The sequence below is a fragment of the Thermogemmatispora sp. genome (assembly GCF_019683635.1).
Taxonomy (GTDB): domain Bacteria; phylum Chloroflexota; class Ktedonobacteria; order Ktedonobacterales; family Ktedonobacteraceae; genus Thermogemmatispora.
Genome location: NZ_JADGIA010000066.1, coordinates 1 through 24,380, shown reverse-complemented (window position 1 = coordinate 24,380; position 24,380 = coordinate 1). Strand labels below are relative to the sequence as shown.

Sequence of the window (24,380 nt, the reverse complement as noted above, 5' to 3'; positions counted from 1 at the left end):
CGATCAAAGACATGATGGAGCCAGACCCTTTGTCCACAAACTTGCCGAGCAAACCCATTTCAAATCGTCATATATTTATACACTTTACTTTGCTAAAAGTCAATAGCCAACAGGTACCTACGAGAAAGAATAGGTGGGCGCGCCCGACCGCCGTAGCGACTATGGGCCTGCGCCTTCTTCAACAGAGAGCCGGTGTATAGCCCTGAACAGAGCTGCGGAGACGCCTGGCCGCCTGGCTCATTCTGACTATCCGTCGCGCCACCCACCTGCCCGCGGCAAGAGCGTTCATAACAGGGCTGCACCCGGCTGTGTCTATCCGTCGCCTGCTCTTGTCTAAGCCTCTTCGATCAGATCCTGAAGAGCCTCGTGAGGATCGCTATCCTCCTCGGCATCCAGCGGCAGCTCTTCCCCATTGATGCGTGCTACCATCGAGGGGACCGTGCGACTTTGCAGGATGATGCCCCGCATCAGCAAGGCGCTGGCCTGGGCGAACAAGGGACGCAGACGAGAGAGACGCTCGTGTTGCTCTTGCAGCTCGGCAAGCTGACGCCGCACCTGCTTAAGGGTATTGCGGCTGAGGCCAGCGCCGTCGTTAGGCCAGCTCAGCACTGCAGACCAGAGATCGCGTGCATCCAGCAGCTGGCCAATCGCTCCCTGCACCTGCTGCAACAGGTCGATGGTCTGATTGAGTAACATCAGGATATCGCCCTCGGCCAGATCGATGCGCCGCAAGAGTCCGTTGAGAGACATTCCGCGTGCCCAGGAGAGGGCCACGCCGTGAAACTCGGGAACGATGCGCGGCGTTAGCGATAGCCCGGCCATCTCCTCCATCTCACAGACCCGTTTCTCGACCTGCTTAAGTTCGCGCCGCACCTCCTTCAGCCGCGAGTTGAGCACATGGCGATTGTAGAGGCGCCGGTCGTTGTCAAAGGTGAACCAGCTACAGACCTCCGCCAGTTCGGCAGGCGTCAGCTCATCCAGGATGCCATCCATGATCAGCTCGACAATGAGGATGCCCGCCGGATGGAAGATACTGCGCAGCAGGCGCCCGCGCAGGGTCAGACGGTCATCGTGCCCAATATAACCCAAGGCGCGCAGCATAAAGACCGTGCCCTCCAGCTCTTCCTTCCCTTCACGACTCAGCTGGAGCTGACCACGCCGCCGCTGACTGCGCTCCAGGGAGCGCGCCATCTCTTCCGCAGCCTTGAGCTTTCTGGCGCTGACCTTGCGCCCCTTACGGAGCTGGCGCTCTACCTGTTGAATGAAGCGCAATCCCTGCTCCTCCCAGGCCCGATAGCGCTGATATTCGCGCAGACTAGAGGCGCAGATGCGCCGCAGATGCTCGATATCTCCCTCGCGCCAGAGGTTGAGAATCGAATTGTAACGAATCACGAAAGAGCTGTAGACCGGATGAAGCTCATCCGTGATGCGGGCAAAGGCCTCCTCAAACGGCTCCCAGGGGGAGTACGGGATGACCGCCGCTCCATGCACATCCATGCCACGTCTGCCAGCTCGCCCGGTCAGCTGGCGGTACTCGTTCGGGGTCAGGAGACGCATCTCTACGCCGTCAAACTTGCTCAGGCTTCCCACTACCACGGAGCGAGCTGGCATATTGATGCCCAGAGCCAGAGTATCGGTGGCAAAGACCGCCCGCAGATGGCCCTGAGCAAAGAGGGTCTCCACCAACACCTTCAGACCCGGCAGGAGACCGGCGTGGTGAAAAGCTAAACCGCGGGGCAAGAGGTTGACAAGCGCATGCACCTGCTGCAAATTACGGTCCTCGGGCGGCAGCTGCTCCAGCCAGACTTTAATCTCCTCATGGATGCGTTCCTGCTCCTGCGGCGTGGTAAAGAGATGGCGCGCTGCGCTCATCGCTGCCTCCTCGACGGCTCGCCGCCCCGGGAGAAAGTAGAGACACGGCAGGAGATCAGCATCGCGGAGGGCTGTTAAAACCTCGCCAGGCTCGGGGGCCCGTCGGAACGGCGGACGTGCCCGCTTCTGCTTAGAGCGAGCTTTTTCCTGATCTCGGTCAGAGATCGCGGCTTCGGTCGCCGTGGCCACGGAGGTAGCCCCTGGCCTCTCGCTAGTAGCCGTCCCAGAAGCGGCCTTCTCCTCTTGCTCCTTCTCCTCCTCAGCTCCCTCCCAATCCCGCATGAAAGCATAGCGCCGCGCCAGACGTGCCTCACCCCCAACATTGGGGAAGCGCTCTACACGCCGTCCCGCAGCGTCCTGGACGAGATGCAACTTGCCATCGAGAAAGTAGTAATGCTCCAGAGGCACAGCTCGCTCTTGGTGTATAACCAGGGCCACAGGACGGTGCACGCGGCTGATCCAATCGGCCAGCTCCTGGGCATTGCTGACCGTCGCCGAGAGGCCGACAAGCTGTACATGGGGGGGCGAGCAGATGATGGCCTCTTCCCAGACGGGGCCACGCTCAGGATCGCTGAGATAATGCAGCTCATCAAAGACGACATAGGCTACATCGGCCAGAGAAGAAGGGCCGTCCTCTGCTCCCTCTTCCAGGAGCATGTTGCGATAGACTTCGGTCGTCATAATAACAATTGCCGCCCGACTCCGCTCCACAATGTCCCCAGTGACGAGACCGACCGCCTCCGACCCATAGATGGCACGTAAATCGCGGAACTTCTGATTCGAGAGCGCCTTCAAGGGGGTGGTGTAGATGACGCGCGCACCTTGCTGCCAGGCTTTCCAGATGGCATACTCGGCCACCAGCGTTTTCCCCGTTCCCGTCGGAGCCGCCACCAGCACCGATCGTCCCTGCGCGAGGTGTGCTATAGCTTCTTTCTGAAAGGTGTCAAGAGGAAATGGATACCGACTTGCAAATGCCTCTATCTCTTCTTGAATCTCAGGATCAACCTCCACGTTTCTCTTGCCCATTTCAACCTTTCTCTAACGCGCTACCAGAAAACAGACTACGGTGCTGCTCAACACGAAGAACATTCTTCCGCTCAGGAGACTCTGCACAGCCATTTTGTTTCATGGTTTCATTGTAGCACGAAAGAAGGAAGGGGGCAAGCAGGGCCAGGTATCCACGGGGAAGGAAATCGGCCCTGAGCAGCCAGAGCCAGAGGAGTGAATGTCGGCGAGCGCCGGGCAGGTAGAGTCTGGCCGGCCCGGTCCTGCCCTCTTGCACCGACAGACGCACCCTGCTATACTACAGACACACAGAAGCCCCGACTGATAACAGAGCAATTCAATTAGTGACCGACAGGTAGACCAACTGAACAACGAGACCGGCGATGATGAAGAGGAGTAACCGGTCGAGGATAACAGCGAGCCGGCGGTTGGTGGAAGGCCGGCAATCCAGAACCGGTGAAGGGCGCTTCGGAGCCGGTATGTCAACAATGAGTGGCTTCGCGCTGCAGCCCTTCCTTGCCCTGTGACAGCAGGCGTCACAGTGGCGGCAGGCAGGGACGAAGAGCGCGAAGAAGCAGGGTGGAACCGCGCATATCGCCTGAGAGAGGTCAGCCCCGGGCGGCTTACATTGGCGATATTCGTCCCTGGCGTTTGTGAACGCCTGGGGCGATTTTTATTGCAGAGGAGGAGACCACTCACCTATGACTCAGCTTGAACAGCAACAGACTAGCGACACCGCTTTTGTTCCCCTTGATAAGATTGTCTCGCTCTGTAAGCGGCGCGGCTTCGTGTACCCTAACTCGGAAATCTACGGTGGCATCTCGGGCGTCTACGACTTCGGCCCTCTGGGCGTCGAATTGCGCAATAACATCCGCCGCTACTGGTGGTGGTCGATGGTTCAGACGCAGGATAACGTCGTGGGAATCGAGGGTGCTATTCTCACCCATCCTCGCGTCTGGGAGGCCAGCGGCCATGTCGAAAACTTTGTTGATCGCCTGGTCGAGTGCAAGACCTGTAAGAAGCGTTTCCGCGTCGATCATCTCCCGCCCGAGAACCTGGAGCAGCGCAAGTGCCCCAACGATGGCGGCGAGTTGATGGAGCCACGAACCTTTAACCTGTTGATGGAAACCTACCTCGGCGTGGTCGAAGACGACCGCGTGAAGACCTACCTGCGCGGCGAGGCTTGCCAGAATATCTATCTGGACTTCATGAACGTCGTCAAGTCTTCACGCATGAAGATCCCCTTTGGCATCTGCCAGATCGGGAAGGCTTTCCGCAACGAGGTAACTCCCGGTAACTTTCTCTTCCGCCAGCGCGAGTTTGAGCAGTGGGACCTGCAGTTCTTCGTTCACCCGAGCGAGATGCAGCAGTGGTTCGACTATTGGAAACAGCGCCGCTTCGAGTGGTATCGCGGGCTGATCAACCACAAGGATCGTCTACGCCTGCGCGAACATGGCCCCGATGAGCTGGCCCACTACGCCCGCCAGGCTTTCGACATCGAGTATCAGACGATCCTCGGCTGGCAGGAGTGGGAGGGCATCCACTGGCGCCAGGATTGGGATCTCTCGCGCCACAGCCAGTATAGCGGCGAGGACCTGAGCTACGTCGACGAGGTGACCAAGGAGCGCTACATCCCCTGGATCGTGGAGACCTCCGGTGGCGTCGATCGCACCTTCCTCTACCTGCTGCTGGATGCCTATGAGGAGCAGCCTGATCCACAGGGCAAGAGCGGCGAAACGCGCACCGTGCTCCATCTGCACCCGATGCTCGCCCCGGTAAAGGTGGCCGTCTTCCCACTGAAGCGCAACAACGAGGAGCTGGTGCAGCTGGCCCGCGGGATCTACGAGCGCCTGCGCCGGTTGATGGTGGCTCAATATGATGATACGGGCAGCATCGGGCGCCTCTATCGGCGCCAGGATGAGATCGGTACGCCTTACTGCGTCACCGTCGATTTCCAGTCCCTGGAGGATAAGACGGTAACGGTGCGTGACCGCGATACGATGACTCAGGTGCGTGTGGCCATCGAGGAGCTGCCAGCCTACTTGCTGGAGCGCGTAACCTGGCACTGAAAAGCGCATCCTACCAGCCAGCACTCACTACAAGGGGAGCGAGCAGCCGCAACGGCGGGCTTGCTCCCTTTGGCGTTTTACTTACGCCCTCTCTTCTTGCTGCATCGGCGGTGCAGTGCTCTCCCTAAGTTGATGAGCACCCTTTCCCCTCCCCTGTTTATCATCTCCTCACTGCCGCAAGTCCGTTCGCCCGCCACTCAGCAGAGGGAAGCATACAGGAGACAGTCAGAAGCAAACCGTGCTTTTCGCCCCGGTCAAACCGTTTTAAATTGCGGGTGATCGTGCGGCTGAGAGCAGAGCATGATCACCACCTGTGCGCCTCCGCTATCGTTCGCCGGCGGGGAGCACAGGAAGGATGGTGACGGGCGAACCATTTCATCACTGCTTTGCAGGTTCCGCAAAGCGCAAAGAGCACCGTAACTGACGAAGATGACACGCATACTCTCATATAATATTCTGGCCGGTGGCCTGACTCCCTGTCCTGGAGAGGATCGGCGTACAGAGCCACTGGCGCGCCTGATCAGCGCCGTCCAGCCTGATATTGTTGGGCTACCCGAGGGGCTGAATCCACGCAGGAAGACAGAGAAAGCTGTCGTAGAGGAACTGGCAGAGCGTCTGGAGATGACCTTGATTCGGGGAGACCATCCGGCGGCGGGCGATGAGTTTCAGGTGGCCTGCCTCACCAGGTTACCAGTCCTTGCCAGCCGGGTTCATGTACGGCCAGGGGTGCTGACTCGTCCGGTATTAGAGGTGCATGTGCGCGAGGAGGATGGGAACGAGCTGACCGTCTTTGTGGCCCACCTGATTGCCAGCTTTCACAAGGGGAGGGCCGCAGAGCACCTGCGGCAGCATGAGATTGAGGCAATCCTGGATATCATGACCGCCGCGCGTGGCCAGCCTCATCTACTCATGGGGGACTTCAATGCGCTAGCGCCGGGCGAACCGCTGCGAGCCAGCGCGCTACTGCGCTATGTGCTTTACCTGGATCAGACCCTGCCCGGAGGAGAGAGCCACGAGCGCGATGGCCATCCTCACCTTGCCTATGTGCTGCCCGATCGCCTGCGTCCTCTGCAACCCCTCCTTGCGCACCTCTCGCGCAATCGGCCAGCACTCTGGTTCATCGATGCTCTGGCCGGCCTTTATGTGCCGCGCAAGAGCATCTCTCTGCTGCAGCGCGCGGGCTACCTCGACTGCTTCCGCCACCTGCACCCCCACGAGCCGGGCTTCACCTGTCCAGCTCTCATGCCCGCAGGAAGAATCGACTTCATCTTTGCCAGCCCCGAGCTGGCGCCGCGGTTACGCGCCTGCCAGGTTGTACAGGAAGGCAACGGAATCAAAGGGTCCCAGGCCAGTGATCACCTGCCTGTGCTGGCCGAGTTTGCTCCTTGCGCCACACCGGCCCCGGAGAGAGAGACAAACGCACCCCAGGCCCTTGCCGCGCTCTCTTCACTGTAAATCCGGCCAGCTTGGCCTCAGAGGCCCATTGGAAGGGAGGGCAGAGAGGAGGATCTACCCCGCCCTCTCCTCCCTGGCCTGCTGACGACGACCTTCGAGCGCAAGCGCCACGTCGAGGATCACTGAAAGACGTCCTTCGTCTTCTCGAAGAGATTGCGAAAGATATTCTTATCGTTCTGCTCGCTCTGCTCACGCTCCAGGCGAGCAAACTCTTCGAGGAGGCGACGCATCTCGGGCGTCAGGTTCGTAGGAGTAACCACCTTCACGATCACATGCTGATCGCCACGCGCACTACTATGAACCACCGGGACGCCCAGGCCCTTCAGGCGGAAAGAGCGACCGCTCTGCGTGCCAGGTGGGATCTTGAGAGTCGCCGTCTTGCCATCGATCGTCGGCACCTCGACCTCGTCGCCGAGAGCCGCCTGCGTAAAGCTGATCGGCAGCTCGTAGATGATATCATTGCCCTGGCGCTTAAAGAAGGGGTGGGGCTTAACGGTCAGAATCACATAGAGGTTGCCAGGCGTACCGCCGCGGGCACTGACCTCGCCCTCACCAGTCACGCGCACATTGATCCCATCGTCAACGCCAGCAGGGATATTGACCACCACGCGGCGATTATTGCGCACGCGTCCCTGGCCACGACACTTCTCGCAAGGTGTTGTAATCACCCGCCCCTCGCCGCGGCAACGCTCACAGACGGTCACATTGACAAACTGGCCAAAGATCGACTGCTGCACGCGTCGAATCTCGCCAGTACCGCCGCAGGAGGAGCAGCGAGTTGTCGAAGTACCTGGCTGAGCGCCGCTCCCGTGGCAATGAGGGCAAGTCTCCCAGCGAGGCAGCTCGATCTCCTTCTGACAGCCGAAAACGGCCTCTTCGAAGGTAATCGTCAGCTCATAGCGAATATCAGCGCCCCGCTGCGGTCCCGTTCGGCGCTGCGAACCTGCCGCTCCAGCGAAGAAGGTCTCGAAGATGTCGTTGAGCGTCGTAAATGAGCCGAAGTCGCTGAAACCGCCGAACCCGCCAAAACCAGCTCCGCTGCCATTGCCGACTCCGGCATGGCCATAGCGATCGTAGGCCGCGCGTTTCTGCGGATCGCTCAGGACCTCGTACGCCTCATTAATCTCGATGAAGCGTGCTTCAGCGCCTGGCTCCTTATTGGCGTCCGGGTGATACTGCTTGGCAAGGCGGCGGAACGCTTTCTTAATCTCCTCCTCGCTTGCGTGGCGCGATACACCCAGAACTTCGTAGTAATCTCGTTTACCAGCAGGCATCGACAGGTCCTTTTAACGTCAGAGAACTACATTTCCTTGTACTCGCCCTCGATCGTATCGTCCTGCGTTGTTCCCTGCGACTGGCCATCCCCATCGCTCGTCGTAGTAGAGGTAGAGGAAGAGCCATCGGTGCTCTCCGCCTGACGATAGAGGGCTTCACTGACACGATAGAAGCTCTGTTCGAGCGCCTCGCGTGCAGCCTTGATGCGCGAGATATCGTCACCCGCCAAAGCAGCGCGTACCTCAGCGATTTTCGTCTCCAGCTCGCTGCGCTGCTCAGGAGAGAGCTTCTCGCCCAGGTCGGCCAGGCTTTTCTCAGCGCGATAGGCGGCGCTATCGGCCTGGTTACGCTCTTCGACCTCCTGCTTGCGCCGGCGATCCTCCGCCGCGTGCTCCTCGGCCTCGCGAATCATACGTTCGATCTGCTCTTGAGAGAGGCCACTGGAGGGCATAATCGTAATCTTCTGCTGGCGCCCGGTGCCTTTATCGCGAGCCGAGACATTGACAATGCCATTGGCATCGATATCGAAAGTCACCTCGATCTGTGGCACGCCACGAGGAGCAGGAGGAATACCATCGAGGATGAAGCTCCCCAGCGAGCGGTTATCTTTGGCAAACTCACGCTCACCCTGCAGCACGTTAATTTCGACGCTCGGCTGATTGTCGCTGGCGGTAGAGAAGATCTGGCTCTTGCGCGTTGGAATAGTCGTATTGCGCTCGATCAAGCGGGTAAAGATGCCGCCCATAGTCTCGATGCCCAGCGAGAGCGGAGTGACATCGAGCAACAACACGTCCTTAATATCGCCGGTCAAAACGGCGGCCTGGATGGCGGCCCCTACAGCCACCACCTCATCGGGATTGACCCCACGGTGTGGTTCGCGATCAAAGATCCGGCGCACCAGCGCCTGAACAGCAGGCATACGCGTCTGGCCACCAACCAGGACCACCTCCTGGATATCGCTAGGGCGCACGCCAGCATCGGCCAGGGCCTGCATTACCGGCCCGCGCGAGCGCTCAATCAGGTCCTCCACCAGCTGCTCCAGCTTGGCGCGTGTCAGGGTCACCATCAGATGCTTGGGGCCACTGGCATCGGCAGTAATGAAGGGCAGATTGATCTCCGTCTGCAGCGAGCTGGACAGCTCCTTCTTGGCGCGCTCAGCAGCCTCCTTCAAGCGCTGCAGGGCCATACGGTCCTGGCGCAGATCGATGCCATGTTCCTTCTGGAACTCCTCAGCCATCCAGTTAATGATGCGCTGATCGAAGTCATCGCCTCCCAGATGGGTATCTCCATTGGTGCTTTTGACTTCGAAGACGCCCTCGCCAAGCTCCAGCAGCGAGATATCGAAGGTCCCCCCACCCAGATCGTAGACGGCGATACGCTCATCCTTCTTCTTATCCAGGCCGTAGGCCAGTGAGGCCGCCGTCGGCTCATTGATAATGCGCAGAACCTCCAGGCCAGCGATGCGTCCCGCGTCGCGCGTCGCCTGACGCTGGGCATCATTGAAGTAGGCCGGCACGGTGATGACCGCCTGCGTCACGCGCTCGCCTAGATAGGCTTCCGCATCGGTCTTGAGCTTCTGCAGGATCATGGCCGAGATCTCCGGCGGGCTATACTGCCGTCCCTGGACCTCAACCCAGGCGTCGCCGTTGCTGGCACGGATCACCTTATAGGGAACGAGGCCGCGATCGCGCACGACCTCGGGATCATCATACTTGCGCCCCATGAAGCGCTTGATGGAATAAATGGTATTCTCAGGATTCGTAATGGCCTGCCGTTTCGCCATCTCACCGACAAGCCGCTCGCCGTTCTTCGTCACCGCAAAGACGGACGGCGTTGTGCGCGAACCCTCGGCGTTGGGGATCACCACCGGCTCGCCGCCTTCCATAACAGCAACACAAGAGTTCGTCGTCCCAAGATCAATGCCAATAACTCGTGGCACAGTTGCCTCCTACAATCTCGCAAGATTTTCTGCACTGGCCGGGGGAGAGAACAGCAGGATGATCGCAAGGAGCCGCCTGTCCGTTCTAGCTCTATCACTCGGTCTGCTTGCCTACACCGACAGCCTGACTGTTGACCCAGTTCCTGCCCGCCAGGGCAAGGGCCGCGAACGAGCACAGGCAGTGAAAGGGAATCAGTGAAGATGACTGCTGGCCACCCTCTTCCCCCACCTTGTCAGCCCATCTCCATCAACCAACTAACTACCTAACCACCCCTCAACTCAACCCATCCCCACCGCTTCAGCACCCCATGCCTGCCTGTATGCTCGTCACCCGCCCATTGCGGCGCCCCCATAGCGCGAGACAGCCGCTCGCTCACAGGCCATAGCCCTGCTCCAGCAGATCGTTCATCACCTCAACCATATAGCGGACAACCGCCACGGCCCGCCCGTATTGCATGGGTGTGGGACCAATCACGCCCAAGAGGCCGCTGAGCTTATCCTCACGCCCATAGCGAGCAACAACCAGGCTGACATCCTTCATCTCATCCCATTCATCCTCTCCACCGATGATCACCTGTACCCCATCGGACTCGCGCACGTGTGAGGCCAGGGCTGGTAAAAAGCTCTTCTCTTCCAGCACCTTGATCACTTTGTTGACACGCTCGCGCCGCTCCTCTTCCAGCGCGCGGTGACTACGCTCACGGCGCTCTTCATCGCTGGCCCGGCTTCGCCCATCAGGCGGCTCTAAAATGTTGAGGACACCCTCACGATAGAAGAGATCACTGACGAGACGGCTGTGTTGCTCAAGCAATTGGGCGATGGCCGTGCCGATCAGCTGCTCCACCGGGGAGAAGCCTCGCTTCTCCAAGATCGCCATGACTTCGGCTGCATTCTTTCCCTGGAAGAGCTTGTTGAGACGCGTCGAGATGGCGCTCAGATCCTCTTGCTTGTAAGGCGTCTCCAGCAACAGGCGCCGCTGCCTCACTGTGCCATCGCTCATCACCAGGACCAGATGGGCCGAGTAATCAGAGACCGAGAGAACTTCAAAGTGCTTGAGCTGGCCTACGCTGGCCCGCGGCGGCGTCATCACAGCAGCGCTGTGCAACATCCGCGCCATGACTGAGGCCGTCAGACGCACCCACTGGTCGAGCTGATCCTGCACCTGATAGAACTGGTGGCGGATCAGCCGCTGCTCCTCTAAAGAGAGGGCCGACTCTTCCATAAGATGCTCGACGAAATAGCGATAGCCCTGATTGGTCGGCACTCGCCCTGCTGAGGTATGCGGCTGATAGATCAGCTTTGCCTCCTCTAAGCCGGCCAGCTCGTGCCGCACTGTGGCCGAACTATATCTGAGGCCATACTTGCGTACGAGCGTCTCGGAGGCCACTGGCATGCCTGTGTGGATGTATTCCTCGACCAGCGCTCTCAGGATCTCTTGTTTGCGTGGACTCAGCGGGATCGACATCGGCTCACAGGCCCCTATCTCTGGCTCTACCCAGCCCCGGCCCTCCACTCTTCGCCGGGTTGCTCAGGCATCAATGAGGCCAAAATAAGTGCTAGCAGTCTCTTTGTGAGACTGCAAGTACAGCATAGCACTCGACAGAAAGGATTGTCAAGGGGAGATGACCGTCGGCTCGGGCGCCTCTCTCTCCCTTTGCCCTACATACTGGAAGATAGCTATGAGCCTCTCAAAGCTGAGATTGACAAATCAGCATGTATATACTAAAGTATCAAAGAGATCAGTTTGAAGGCGATCTCTCCGACTGAATCTCATATGAAGCAAGATTGGGGAGGTTCTCACAGTGCTATTTCTCAAACGTCACTTAATTATTCCCCTCTCTTTCCTACTGGTCGTCCTGGCAATTCTTTTCCCCGCACTGCTTTCTTCGCCTGCCGCACACGCTCAGGCTCGTACCAGCAGCAATCAGAGTGTCCAGCCCCACTACTATCCACCACCCTGCCAGGGGGCGGAATGCTATGGAGATGATCCTTACACGACAACCTGTGGCAAAAGCAGCGCCAATAATAGCGTTACGCTCACGGCGGTCGACATCTGGACCGGCGGCCCCCAGGGAGGGGGGACCTGGATCGGCCAGCTCTATAATTATTACTCGACTCTCTGTCAGGCTAACTGGGCTGTCGTCTGGCTCAACGCCCCTTACGCCATCTCGATCCGCATCTCAACAGTCGGCAGCTCCGAGCGCCAGTGCTATCCTGAGAACTGCACCAGCTACTATACGGGCAAAGCTTTCCCTGCCTGGACCAACATGGTCGATGGGAACTTCCTGACCACAGCCTGTGCGAGTCTGGCTATCTGGGGTTCTCTCTCGCGCCAGGTCTGCGTCAACCAGTAAAGGAGAGCAAGCTGGCTAGCGAATCCTGGCTAATCTCGGCGCTGGCCTGGCCAGGGCCAGCAAGCCCGGCGCAGAACGAGCAAGCATCGACTGCGCTAATGGTCTGGCCGCAGCCGGACAAACAGCGGGCCCACCTCCCGCAAGGTGCCTCTTTGACTGGCGTCCCTTAGCGGGGGCGGACCCGCTGCATCTTCTTCCTCTACAGGAGTTACTTCAGCCCACTTCGTTCTGCCATCCTGACACCTGCCTTGACTTCAACAAACAGGCCAGACGCAGCCTCACGGTTGGGCTGTTGACGTAGCACCATTATCGACCGTCGCCGTTGGCGTGATGGTGTTATCGCTGCCGTTACCGTTGGCCGGATTCATCCCCGTTTCACCATTCGTCCCGGGCGAAGATGTGGTGGTCGCCGGCAGGCCGCTCTGCTGCGGATACTCATCATCCAGCATGACGTCGCAGTAGCCGCTGCCTTGCAGCCCATTGACCGTATTGACGCACATCTTTTTCACGCCCGATGGGGCCGTAAAGAAGTAGTCATGATACGGCGACTTATAAGAGCCGCAAGGAATATTGGCACCATCCATATTGCAAGCGCCCATGACCCGCTCAATGACGCTATGCCAGATAGGGGCAGCGCCCGTAATACCGATCACGTTGCCGCGGAACGGCTCGTTATCAGCGTTGCCAGCCCATACCCCCACCACTACGTCAGGTGTATAGCCAATGGTCCAGTTATCTTTGAAATTATCGGTCGTACCGGTCTTGGCTGCCACATCGGGCACCTGACCATCGGGCAGGCGCCAGTCCCACATCGACAGCGTATGGTCGCCGCCGAACTCCTTGGCTCGGGCGGCCTCATCCGAAAGCACGTCGGTCATCATATAAGCGATCTGCGGGCTCAGCACGCGCGTGGCCGGGGGATGGCTGGTATCATAGTGATAGAGATGGTGACCGTAGTTGTCCCAGATATCGAGCACCCCCTGGGGCGGGACATGCATCCCTCCATCGGCGAAGACCTGATAAGCTCCCGTCATCTGCAAGAGCGGCACCTCGGCAGTGCCCAGCGCCAGGCTCGGGAAGAAACAATCCTGATAGGTGAGATTCGGATTATTTTTGCTCTGACGGCAGGCTGGCAGATCATAGTCACGGATGGCCGTAATACCCATGCGCTCCGCCATCGTGATCACGTTCTGGACACCGGTGAACTCCATTGCTTTGACAGCGGGCACGTTGAGGGAGTTCTGTAGGGCCTCGCGTATGGTCGAATTCCAGTTATGGTAGGTATTGCCGTAATCGGTTGGATGATAGGCATTGTTTTCCGGATCAGTCTCGGGGTTCTCATTGTTATATGGGAAGTAGGTCTTGACATCCGGCAATACAATGCCAGGATACCAGCCCATCTGGAAGGCGGTCGCATAGACAATGGGCTTGAAAGAAGAGCCTGGCTGGCGCGGTGAGAGCGCAGCGTTGACTTGCCCTTTGATCTGGGGCTTGTTCGAATTCCAGTCGGAGCTGCCAGCCATAGCCAGAACCTCGCCCGTTTTGGCATCCATGACGACTACTGCGGCATCATTGACGTTGTTGACGGTACTTAAGGGGCCACAGCCAGTATAGCTGGCAAAATAGCGGCACTCGACCTGGTTGAGATGACGATCGATGGCCTTCTCAACAAAGGTTTCCAGATTGACGTCGACCGTGGTCCGAATATTGAAGCCGCCAGTGAGGAAAGCCACCTTACCGGCCTGCATATCTCCGTGGCCGAGAGCGTTCTCAATCTGAGTGATGACCCAGAAGACGAAGTGAGGCGCCCGAATGGTGTTGACATAGGGATGGAACTTGAACTGGGCAGAGATGGCCTCGACCTTCGCCGCTACCTCGGGGGTAACCAGTCCCACGCCATCTACAACCATGCCAAGCTTGATCATCTGGTTGAGCACATATTTCTGACGGTTCAGCGCCCGCGCGGTGTTACCTGGGATGACTTTCTCCAGGGAAGGGTCATAGTAGTCGGGATTCTGCGGCAGACCTGCCAGGAAGGAGGCACGCGCCAGCCCCAGCAGGGGATCATGCTTGCCCGTTTTCAGATCCACATCGAGATAGCGAATACCCGGGATACAGTTGAAGTGGACATCGCAATGCGGCTTGAGATCAAAATAATCTTCGACTGCTGCTTCGATGCCTAGCTCCTGAGCACCAAAGGGCGCAACATTAAAGTACATCTCCAGGATTTTCCACTTGGGATACTGCTGGGTCAGGGCAATAGCCAGGGCCGCCTCGGTAATCTTGCGTGAATAGGAATATTGATCATCGTGAGTAAGGTTCTTAATCAGCTGCTGCGTCAAGCCACTGCCGCCACCGTTATGCTCAATGAAAGCGCGCAGGATGCCCTGGGGATCAAAACCTGCGTTCTCCCAGAAGGTGGGGTCTTCGGCGGCAATCATTGCCTGCTGCATGACCATCGGAATATCCTTATACGCCACTGGAGTACGCCGCCCGGCGTACTGGCTCTCCGTGTCATAGGCCTGATACAGCAGGTTCATGTTGCGATCATAGATGCGCGAGGTCTGGCTGACATGCTGGCTCGCCAACTGCTGCACCCGCGGGTACTGCTCTTGATAGTAAGCGTAGGCCGAGGCTCCACCCGTCGAGAGAAAAATCAGGATAAGCACGGCCACCACTGAGGCCACAATGGTTATCACACGCCGCGGGCCAAACTGACGACTCTTGAGGCGCTGGCGCCGCCGCCGGAGCATGGAAACGCGCAGGGTGCGTGAGCGACGCCAGGGCCGAGTTTTATCGACCCTGCCGCGCTGGGAAGAAGGGGCCGGCTTCTCTACAAGGCCCGGGCCTACACCGGCACTAGAGCCAGCGGGCAGGGTCGAAGAACGCAGCGTCTGCGAGGGAAACAGGGGACGCGCCGCCTGAGAATGGGAGCCCAAGCCCATGTTGCCGGCTACAGCTACCACTTTGCCAGACCAACGACGTACGACGTTTGAGACGTTAGAGACCCAATTATTGTAGCGCCCCGAAAGCAGGCCGGTACGCCGCGCCTGACCTTCCTGATTGCTCGGACTGGCCTGCAACGGCAAGGGCGTCGGCGCTCTCCCAACTTCCCGCGGCATGGCCGGATGGCCCGCCTGCGACGCCGGGGTAGCGTTCAGCTCCAGCCCCGACGGCTGCGGCGGCACGGCAGATGGCCCTCTGGTAGGCTGCTCACCGTAGCGGCCTAAGAGGCTCCCCGGTCCTCGCTCCTGCTGGTGACCGTTATAGTTTGCTCCTTCAGGACGGTTGAACGGCTGCTTCCACTGACTGTTGCTCATCGGTTCACAATCCCCTCAATGAGACTCCTTGTACACCACCGCCCGGCTGTCAATAAGCCAGAACGCCGGTCCAGGGAGAGAGGCCCACCCCCTCCACAGGCTCCAACCAGCACGGCAAGCCTGCAGCTCCGCTCTCCTTCCTCTGCTCATGAATGCTAGACATGATGTTTGCTTGCTTTGCTCAGCAATCTATCGGACGTAGACACAATAGCACACGGTAAGATAATTGCCTACCGCTATCCCCCTTTCAGGCCATGCCCTCCAATCCCTCCACCCTCATGCCCAATATCCTCTCGCACAGGTCCCAACCCATAGACCATGATGCACGCTAGAAGCTGTACCAATTCATAGCTTCACATCTCCAGATAAATCATGTACAATACATGGGACAATAGAAGCCTGGGCCGTTCTCTTGCAAAGGAGCAATATTCACATGTTTGTGCACTATGCTCGCTTGCCGTTGCTTGTCAGAGTTCTTTCTTCTCTCGCTGTTGCCTGGCTGCTTATAGGGAGCGAACTGGCTTCCCCAGCCCTGGCCCAGCGGGCCGCAGACCCGATCTCGGTAATGGCCCAATCGCAGAGCGTCCATTTCCCCAATTATATCGATTTCCAAATAAGCGCCACCGATAGCCTGACGCCGATCGTCTCGGCCTATATCCATGTCTCCATTCCTCTGTTCGAAGTCGACGATAACGAGCGAGTCACAGTCAATGCAGCAAAAACGATTACCTTGCACTGGCGCATGGATACCAGCGGGGACAATTATATCATGCCAGGAGCAATAATCACTTATTATTGGGAACTTAGCGATTCTCTGGATAATGTCCATTTAACCAAATATATCAGTTTTACTATGACCGATACGCGCTTCACCTGGCAAAGCGCAACCCAGGGATATATGCACCTCCATTGGTATAATGAGACCCCAGGCTTCGGCCAGGCCCTGCTCACGCGCGCTCTTACCGACGAGAACCACCTGGTAGAGGTGACAGGTCTGAATTATCACCGGGCCTTTGATCTCTGGGTCTATAGCAGCGAGGACGCTTTCCGCAGTGCCCTCCCTCCTGATACATTCGAATGGGTAGGAGGCGAAGCCTTCCCTCCCCTCAATGAGGCCTTCTTTATGGTGAGTAGCCTCACAGACGAAACTTTAGCGCGCGATATGCCCCACGAGATGACCCATCTGCTGCTGCATCAGACGGTTTCTACCGACACAGATATCCCTCTCTGGTTCGACGAAGGTCTGGCCGTCTATTGCCAGCTCTACCACGAGCCGGAAATGACCGACCGCCTCAATGAGGCTTTGCGCAGCCACTCGCTGCTCCCGTTGGCTCAGATCACAGAACGCTTCCCAAGCAACAGCGATGCCGCCTATCTGGCCTACGCTGAGAGCTGGAATCTGGTCGACTATATGTATCGCACCTTTGGCAAGCCAGCGCTGGAGCATCTGTTTCAGCTCCTTGGCAACAGCAGGCAGCCCTTCGATGAGGCCCTCCAGGCAGCTATCGGTGAGGATCAGGCCCATCTGGAGAATCAGTGGCACCTGGCCCTCCATCAACCACCAACGCTCTCGCCTGGGGAGATGCAGACGCCAGTCGCGCAGCCAGCCACAACGGCCCAGCTCCAATTGCCGACGCCAGCCACAAGCGATAGCCGGGATATCACTCTGGCAGGTCTGGGAGCCATGCTGATGCTTACGGCTCTGTTGGGCACGGCACTGCTCCTGTTGTCGGCCCGCAATCAGCGTCTTCAGGCGCTGGCCGCTGTGCAGGCAGCAGAGCAGATTCTGTCGACCAGCCGCGGCGATCGGCAGAGTTCGCCCCCCCTTGGCGGACCCCCATCGCCTGGACACCAGGGAGGTTGGCCTGGACAGTCTGCTCCCAGGATCTCTGGTGAATTTTCGTACTTCGATAGCGATCGGCCTTTCGGCCTACCAGGCAGGGAAGAGGGCCCGCTCTCTCCACCACCTCAGGAGCCTGGAGCTGAGGGTCACGGGCCCTGGCCACCTCGCCCGGAAGTTTGATGCAGTCGGGCAACAGGCACGGCTCTTCCTGCTTGTTGCCCGGTGCTCTGGCGCTGCTCTGACAGATCCGGCTCGCTTCCGGCCAGCATTGCAGGCCAGCCTTCGATCACCAGTCGCTTTATCCCTCACAAGAGTCAAGGGCAAAACGGTTAAATAGAATGAAAGCGTAACAATATCGCTTATAAGATGATTAGATGTGCTATGTGGAAAGGACGTGTGAGATGAGTGATACAATGGATGATACAACTTCTGACTCAGCTTGCGTACCGCCGCAAGCGAGCACTCCCGCCTCTCCTGGCGGTTTCCCCCGCGCACCTCTCTCTGAAGAAGAGCGCTCCTATTGGGTGGCCTTCAGTCGCATCCGCGGCATTGGGCCAGCCAGCTTCAAGAAGCTTTTGACCTTCTTCCACGGTGAGTTATCCGCCGCCTGGAAAGCAGGACGAGCAGAGCTACTCTATGCCGGCCTTCATACTCGTCTTGTTGAGAGCTTGCTCCGACAGCGTGCGCTTATTGCTCCAGAGGAGGAGCTGGCCCGTTTGCAACGCCTCGACATCCAGGCGTTGACCCCCAGGGATCAGCTCTACCCGCCGGCCTTGGAGCGCCTGAACGATGCTCCTCCCGTGCTCTACCTGCGCGGTCAGCTCAGCCCCAATGATCAATGCGCCCTGGCCATCGTCGGAACCCGTCGCATGAGCGCCTACGGCAAGCTGGTGACCGAGCATCTGGCGACGGAGCTGGCTCGCCACGGCATGACGATCGTCAGCGGTTTGGCGGTCGGTATCGATACAGCGGCCCATATGGCGGCTCTGGCAGCCGGGGGACGCACAATCGCGGTCCTCGCCTGTGGTCTAGATGTCCTCTATCCAGGGTCCAATGTGAATCTGGCGCGCCGCATCGTCAGCTCGGGCCAGGGGGCCTTGCTGAGCGAGTATCCTCCTGGGACCTATCCCGACAGCGGCAATTTCCCTGCACGTAATCGGATTATTGCCGGTCTGGCATTGGGGGTAGTGGTGACGGAAGCTCCCCAGAAGAGCGGAGCGTTGATCACAGCCCGCCATGCGCTGGAGGCTGGCCGCGATGTCTTTGCTGTCCCTGGCAATATGTTCTCCCGCGGGAGCGAGGGGGTCAATCGCTTAATCCGGGATGGCGCCCATTTGATTACCAGTGTCCAGGATATCCTCGACGCTCTCAATCTGTTTACGGTTTCACAGTGCCTGGAGCTGCAGCAGGCTCTGCCGGAGGATCCAGTCGAACGCCAACTGCTGGCCTTGCTGAACCATGAGCCTCGCCATATCGATGAGCTGACTCGCACATCAGGATTGCCCTCCTCACAGGTGGCCGCGACGTTGCTGACGCTGGAGCTAAAGGGTATGATAAAACAGGTGGGCGCGATGTACTATGTGCTGGCCCGCTAAGTTTATGGCGCGCAGCGTCAGCCTGAGAAGAGAGGTCAGGTCGGCTCTATGATCTTGCTGGATCATCTTCTGGAGGCGACTGGAGGGAGTTTAGTTTTTCCTGGACGTCAACAGCAGTTTCAGGCTTTCAATCATGATACACGTCAATTGCTGCCCGGCGAGCTTTTTGTGGCCGTACGTGGTGAGCGCAGCGATGGACATGACTACTGGCAGGATGCCCTGCGGCGCGGAGCCGGCGGCCTGTTGATGGAGGGCCGCTACTTCAGCACGCTCTCCGAGGAGCAGCGCGCTGCTCTGCAAGAGAGCGGCGCGGCGGTGGTGGTCGTCGCGGATACGCGCCAGGCGCTGCAAGCCTACGCCCGGGCGATTCTAGCTCGCTGGCGGCCTACCGTGATCGCGGTCACGGGAAGCACGGGGAAAACGACGACGAAGGAAGCGATCGCGCATGTGCTTGAGCGCCATTTTGCAACCTTCAAGAGCTGGCAGAATTACAATGATCTGCTGGGCTTGCCCCTCTCTCTGGGCCGCCTGGAGGAGCATCACGAGTATGCAGTAGTCGAGTTGGGCTGCGACCACCCGGGTGAGATCGGCGATCTCTGCCGCATTGCTCAGCCCCGCATTGGGGTACTGACCAATATCAGCCCGACTCAGTTACTGTATTTCGGCAGCCTGGAGCACCTGGCGACGGAGCTGGTAAGTCTGGCTGATTATCTGCCTGCTGAGGGTACACTGGTGGTTAATGGAGACGATGAGCTGCTCCGCCGCCTGCTGCGGCGGAGCGACGACCGCCACCTGCTGGCCTTTACTGCCGCGGCCCTGGAGAAGGTCCACGTCTCCTGGGAAGGGACAGAAGCACAGTGGTCAGGGAGTGGACAGGCACTAAGAACGCGCTTGCTCGGTGCGCATTTTGTGACGACTATGCTGGCCGCCTCGACCGTGGGCCGCTTGTGTGGGCTGTCCGATGAGCAGATCGCTCAGGCGCTGGCAGAATTTGCTCCGTTACCTGGCCGTCTGAATCCTTTGCCTGGCCTGCGGCGAACCCGGCTGTTGGATGATACGCACAATGCGGCTCCGGCTTCAATGCTGGCCGCTCTGGAGACACTGGCACGGCTGCCAGCCAGAAGACGCATCGCTGTACTGGGCGACATGTTCAATCTGGGAGCCTTTGAGGAGGAGGGCCATGCCCTCGTTGGTCAGGCAGCGGCAGGCCAGGTGGACTATCTGGTAACCCGCGGCGAACGAGCAGCGCTGATTGCTGAGGCAGCGCACGAGGCCGGCCTGCCTGCTGAGCGCATCGTCCAAACCTCTACCCATGAGGATGCAGCACAGGCCGTGCTTGCTCTGTTGGAGAAGACTGATCAGCCAGCGGAGGGAGAGCCACGGGATGTGGTGCTCATTAAAGGCTCCGAGGAGGCCCGCATGGAGCGCGTGACAGAGCGGCTGCTGGCGGAGCCGGCATTGGCTCCTGAACGCCTGGTACGCCAGACCCCAGGCTGGAAGCAGATTGTACGCATGCGCCCGGAGCGACCAACCTGGCTGGAGATCGATCTGAGTGCGATCGCCAATAATACACGACGCATCAAGGAATTGGTTGGGCCACGGGTGCAGGTGCTGGCCAGCCTGAAAGCTGATGCCTATGGTCATGGGGCGCTGAAGGTTGCCCGCACTGTCCTGCTGAACGGAGCCAGCAGGTTGGGCGTGGCAACGGTCAGCGAAGCTACTCCTTTGCGCGAAGCCGGTATTACGGCCCCGATCCTGGTCTTTGGCTATGTGCCACACTGGCAGATGCGTGAGGCGGTGCGCTTGGGTTTGACGATCACTCTCTATTCGAGTGAGGCGGCACAGGCGCTTTCTCGCGCCGCTCAGGCTCTGCAGCGCACGGTGAAGGTCCATCTGAAGGTGGACTCGGGCATGGGACGTCTGGGCATCCGCGCTGAGGAGCTTGAGGCCATCGTCGGACTGGCACGGGAGATCACACGCTTGCCGGGCCTGGAGCTGGAGGGAATCTTTACCCATTTTGCAATGGCCGATGCACAGGATAAGTCTTATACCCGTAAACAGCTGGCGCGTTTTCAGCAGGTGCTGGAGGCTTTAGAGGCCGAGGGACTGCGCCCGCCTCTGGCTCATGCTGCTAATAGCGCAGCGACGCTGACGGTGCCAGAGGCGCATTTCGATATGGTGCGGCCCGGGATCGCCCTCTACGGCCTTGATCCTTCACCCGAGGTCCGACTGCCAGCCGGTTTTCGCCCGGCGCTCTCCTTTAAGACGCAGGTGGCTCAGGTGAAGCTGGTTCCAGAGGGCGAATGCATCGGCTATGGCTGTACCTATGTGACAACACGCCCAACACTCATCGCAGTGCTACCGGTCGGCTACGCCGATGGCTTCCGACGCGCGCCGCGTACCTGGGGTTCGGTGCTGATTCATGGCAAGGAGGCCCCTATCGTAGGCCGGGTCTGTATGGATCAGTGCATGATCGATGTGACGGATATTCCCGGGGTGCGCGCGGGCGACGAGGTGGTGCTGATCGGACGGCAAGGCGAGGCCGTGCTGACGGCGGAACAGGTGGCCGAGCGCCTGGGAACGATTAATTATGAGGTGGTATCGGAGATTCTGGCACGCGTGCCGCGAGTCGATTGAGGCCGAACCAGCTGGCATGTCAGCGATCGGCCCCGCAAGGGCAGTGGCAGAAAAGAGAGACACCTCAGGTATGCCTCAGTGAAGATCACGGTCGCGATTCGTTCTATAGATAGATTAAATGACACATAGCGATACGGACAGGACCGAGATCTGACCATGAGGATGCTCTGCGCTCCGGGCCATCCGTTACGGCAGCTAGCTCCCAGGGTGCTGCGGCGAATCTGGGGGCGGTCACGGCAGGCGAGCAGGGCTGCGCTGCTCATGAGCGCCTTGCTGCTCAGCGCCTGTATGGGAACAACTGAGCCAGTCAGCCCATCGACCAGCTCGGGCACACGGCCACTGACTCCTACTGTTGGAGCCATGACCTTTGAGCCAGCAGCCCTGCCGACCCCCTCACCGCTCCCCAAGACCGCTGCCACCGCGGCGGCCACAGCGCCTCCTGTCCAGGGCCTGGTCAGCTCCGTGGGGGCCGTCCTTCCCTCTGATCAACAGTGCGCGGCCAGCATCCACTACAGCTCGTGGGAGCCGCGTCCAGACAATACCGCGGCCAATCACCGCGTGCCAACAGCTCAGCAGCTGGCTGCCATTGACCAGTTCTATCCTACCTACACCCAGAATCCCCAGGCCAATGGCTATAGCGCCCGCATTAGCGGCAACTTCACTGGTACCACCGATGAGATCATCCAGTGGGTGGCCTGCAAATGGGGGGTTAACGCCGACCTGGTACGAGCACAGGCAGCAGTCGAGTCCTGGTGGCATCAGAGCACGGCAGCAGGCAAGACGACCGAGAGCCGCTATTGCCCGCCAGGCACCTGGAATGGCTCGTCTTGCCCTTCCTTCTATGGACTGCTGCAGATCACCTATCGTTACTTCAGCCACGAGTGGCCAATGATGCGCGATGATACAGCCTTCAATGCCGATTATGTCTACGGGATGATGCGCATGTGCTACGAGGGCCTGGCCACTCAGCTGCAGGCATCGACGCCCAGCGCCGGTTATCCGCGCTATCACGCCGGCGATATCTGGGGCTGCCTCGGTTCCTGGTACAGCGGCCAGTGGTACGATAGTGGGGCCATCCACTATATTCAGGAGGTGCAGAAAACGCTGCAAGAGAAACCGTGGCTGGGTCGCTGGTTTTAATCTGCAAGGAGACGGCGAGAGCACAGGTGATCAGATAGTGGATTCCTTGCCTGCGTAAGATCACCATACAGCATGGATCTCGACCGGATCGCTATCGGCCCGCAATCTCACAGACATCTGCTCTCGCCCTTCGCTCTATCGCGGACTCGCATCTAGAGAGCCTCATTGTTCCTCAAGGATAACATCTATCTTTCGGCTTCAGCCTGCAACATAGGGACCTGATGCGATAGGTCGCGCTCCTGACAATGGGACGCGAGGACAGAGAGGGAGCGGAGGATTACGCTTGCCTCTTTCCCTTCCAGCATGGTAATTTCTTAAAAAGAGAAGAAGAAGGTGATGGAAGGGTACTGAAGGGTGAAGCTCCTCGCCAAACTGGGGGAGGCCGCCGCTGACGGTTCTTCCCGAAAGGAAGATGGGTCCAATGCAGCAACAATGCTCGCTGCCGCAACTCGTTCCGCCCGCCATTTTGAGGCGTGCAGAGGCTAAGAGGCTGGGCGACTGGCTCTGCGGCTACCGCCTGCCTCAGAAGACCTGGGGCTGTCTCGTACTGCTTCTGCCTCTTCTTTTCATCGAGGCTCTCTGGCTCAGCAGCGGGTTCTCTATCTTCGCTCTGGTGACGCTAGGTGTCACTTTCCTGCTGCTCCTGATGTGGGTTATCTGGACAGTTGATACATTCTACAGTCGCATTGATCTTTTCAGCCACGGCTTTCTCTGGAGCAGCCCTTTCAATCAGGAAGCCTTTCGCTGGGAAGACATCACGACTATCTGGCGAGGCACCTACCGGGCACCCAGTGATTCCCATCCTGAAGGTGTAAGCGACATCGACACGATCAAGGTAAAGCATCAGAACGGTAGGCTCTTCGAGATTTCCACTCTTCACAAACTGAATGAACATGAGCGCGCGCGCATCTGCGATACAATTGAAAGCTACTTTGTCGCCACCCACCTTCCTTCCCTCCTGGAGCGCTATCAGCGGGGTGAGGTCCTCAACTTTGATCCGCTCTTCCTGAATCACCACGGTCTCTCGAACAAAGGGGATTTTCTTCCCTGGAGCCAGGTCGAGACGATCGTGATCAGACCCGAGCAGATCGTGATCCGGCGCGAGGGACGTACCTCGGACTGGTACCGCACCTGGGTGCCGCGGCAGCGCAACGCCTGCTTGCTCAAAGCTGTAGTCGAGATTGTGTACAAGGCTGCTCGCTAGCGCTCCCCAGAAGGCCAGCCAATAAAATAAGTGCCAGGGGAGCAGCTACTCCCCTGGTACCGGATTCATCAAGCTTGGCCAACGATGACGCTCACTCCTTACCGCCGATAGAACCCACCAGCATCTAAGAGCGCCAGATCGCCGGTGTGCATCCAGCGCGCCCGCTCGATGGCCTGCCCCGTCGCCTCACGATTGTTCCAGTAGCCCAACATGACACTATAGCCGCGCGTGCCCAGCTCCCCCGGCTGGCCCACAGGCACCACCTTCCCGCTCGCCGGCTCAACAATTTTGATCTCCAGGTGCGGATGTACCTGCCCCACCGTGCTCACCCGCTTCTCTACCGGATCATCCAGTCTGGTCTGCGTCGACACCGGCGACGTCTCCGTCATCCCATAGCAGATCTCCACCTGCTTCATGTGCATCACCACTTAGCTACTCTGGAGGAGAAGGCGAAATGCCTCATAGCGCTGTTGCAGGCGCTCAGGCGAGAGATTGGGGTAGCACCGCCGGTAGGCAGGAGAAGCCAGCTTATCTAGCACATTCTGAAAAAGATGATCCAGCTCTTCAAGGGCAATGTAACCTTACCGCTGCATCAATTGGACATCAAGGCTATCGCGCTGGCTTCCACGCAGGATTTTGGAAAGGGCAATGCTATACCAGTCAAAGTAGAAG

General features: G+C 58.9%; 13 protein-coding genes and 1 pseudogene. 8 read left to right on the top strand and 6 right to left on the bottom strand.

Annotated features, from left to right (window positions below; all coding sequences use genetic code 11):
* Nucleotides 1-333 precede the first annotated feature (333 nt).
* Entirely contained in the window at nucleotides 334-2,898 is a 2,565-nt protein-coding gene (locus IRZ31_RS09625) for a DEAD/DEAH box helicase (protein WP_297152850.1), read from the bottom strand.
* Between the two features lie 680 nt (nucleotides 2,899-3,578).
* Between IRZ31_RS09625 and IRZ31_RS09620 the strand changes: the two genes are divergently transcribed.
* Nucleotides 3,579-4,946, top strand: a complete 1,368-nt coding sequence (locus IRZ31_RS09620) for a glycine--tRNA ligase (protein WP_297152848.1) — start codon at nucleotides 3,579-3,581, stop codon at nucleotides 4,944-4,946.
* 429 nt (nucleotides 4,947-5,375) lie between these two features.
* A complete protein-coding gene (locus IRZ31_RS09615) occupies nucleotides 5,376-6,401 on the top strand; it encodes an endonuclease/exonuclease/phosphatase family protein (RefSeq protein WP_297152846.1) in 1,026 nt (341 codons plus the stop codon).
* A 119-nt stretch (nucleotides 6,402-6,520) separates the two neighbouring features.
* Here IRZ31_RS09615 and dnaJ read toward each other — a convergent pair whose 3' ends face one another.
* From dnaJ to hrcA, 3 genes are all read right to left on the bottom strand, one after another.
* Nucleotides 6,521-7,675, bottom strand: coding sequence for a molecular chaperone DnaJ (gene dnaJ / locus IRZ31_RS09610; protein ID WP_297152844.1), 1,155 nt, complete (start codon nucleotides 7,673-7,675; stop codon nucleotides 6,521-6,523).
* A gap of 26 nt (nucleotides 7,676-7,701) precedes the next feature.
* Entirely contained in the window at nucleotides 7,702-9,615 is a 1,914-nt protein-coding gene (gene dnaK / locus IRZ31_RS09605) for a molecular chaperone DnaK (RefSeq protein WP_297152842.1), read from the bottom strand.
* A gap of 373 nt (nucleotides 9,616-9,988) precedes the next feature.
* Nucleotides 9,989-11,080, bottom strand: a complete 1,092-nt coding sequence (gene hrcA, locus IRZ31_RS09600; RefSeq protein ID WP_297152840.1) for a heat-inducible transcriptional repressor HrcA — start codon at nucleotides 11,078-11,080, stop codon at nucleotides 9,989-9,991.
* A 337-nt stretch (nucleotides 11,081-11,417) separates the two neighbouring features.
* On the opposite strand from hrcA, the gene IRZ31_RS09595 reads away from it, so the two are divergent.
* Nucleotides 11,418-11,969 (top strand): hypothetical protein, encoded by a 552-nt coding sequence (locus tag IRZ31_RS09595; protein ID WP_297152839.1) that lies wholly within the window; start codon nucleotides 11,418-11,420, stop codon nucleotides 11,967-11,969.
* A 278-nt stretch (nucleotides 11,970-12,247) separates the two neighbouring features.
* Here the strand turns inward: IRZ31_RS09595 and IRZ31_RS09590 are convergent, their stop codons facing one another.
* Nucleotides 12,248-15,289: a transglycosylase domain-containing protein gene (locus IRZ31_RS09590; protein ID WP_297152837.1), complete on the bottom strand. Its 3,042-nt coding sequence runs from the start codon at nucleotides 15,287-15,289 to the stop codon at nucleotides 12,248-12,250.
* Nucleotides 15,290-15,722: 433 nt separating this feature from the next.
* Here IRZ31_RS09590 and IRZ31_RS09585 point away from each other — a divergent pair, with 433 nt between their 5' ends.
* From IRZ31_RS09585 to IRZ31_RS09565, 5 genes are all read left to right on the top strand, one after another.
* A complete protein-coding gene (locus IRZ31_RS09585) occupies nucleotides 15,723-17,312 on the top strand; it encodes a peptidase MA family metallohydrolase (RefSeq protein WP_297152835.1) in 1,590 nt (529 codons plus the stop codon).
* A gap of 221 nt (nucleotides 17,313-17,533) precedes the next feature.
* On the top strand, nucleotides 17,534-18,727 hold the full coding sequence (gene dprA, locus IRZ31_RS09580) for a DNA-processing protein DprA (RefSeq protein WP_297152833.1): 1,194 nt from the start codon (nucleotides 17,534-17,536) through the stop codon (nucleotides 18,725-18,727).
* Between the two features lie 48 nt (nucleotides 18,728-18,775).
* Entirely contained in the window at nucleotides 18,776-21,364 is a 2,589-nt protein-coding gene (alr, locus tag IRZ31_RS09575; RefSeq protein ID WP_297152831.1) for an alanine racemase, read from the top strand.
* A 261-nt stretch (nucleotides 21,365-21,625) separates the two neighbouring features.
* Nucleotides 21,626-22,504, top strand: coding sequence for a hypothetical protein (locus IRZ31_RS09570; protein ID WP_297152829.1), 879 nt, complete (start codon nucleotides 21,626-21,628; stop codon nucleotides 22,502-22,504).
* Nucleotides 22,505-22,925: 421 nt separating this feature from the next.
* Nucleotides 22,926-23,708: a DUF6585 family protein gene (locus IRZ31_RS09565; protein WP_297152827.1), complete on the top strand. Its 783-nt coding sequence runs from the start codon at nucleotides 22,926-22,928 to the stop codon at nucleotides 23,706-23,708.
* A 104-nt stretch (nucleotides 23,709-23,812) separates the two neighbouring features.
* Here the strand turns inward: IRZ31_RS09565 and IRZ31_RS09560 are convergent.
* Nucleotides 23,813-24,130: pseudogene (locus tag IRZ31_RS09560) on the bottom strand (AMP-binding protein); the annotation flags it as partial.
* Nucleotides 24,131-24,380: the final 250 nt, after the last annotated feature.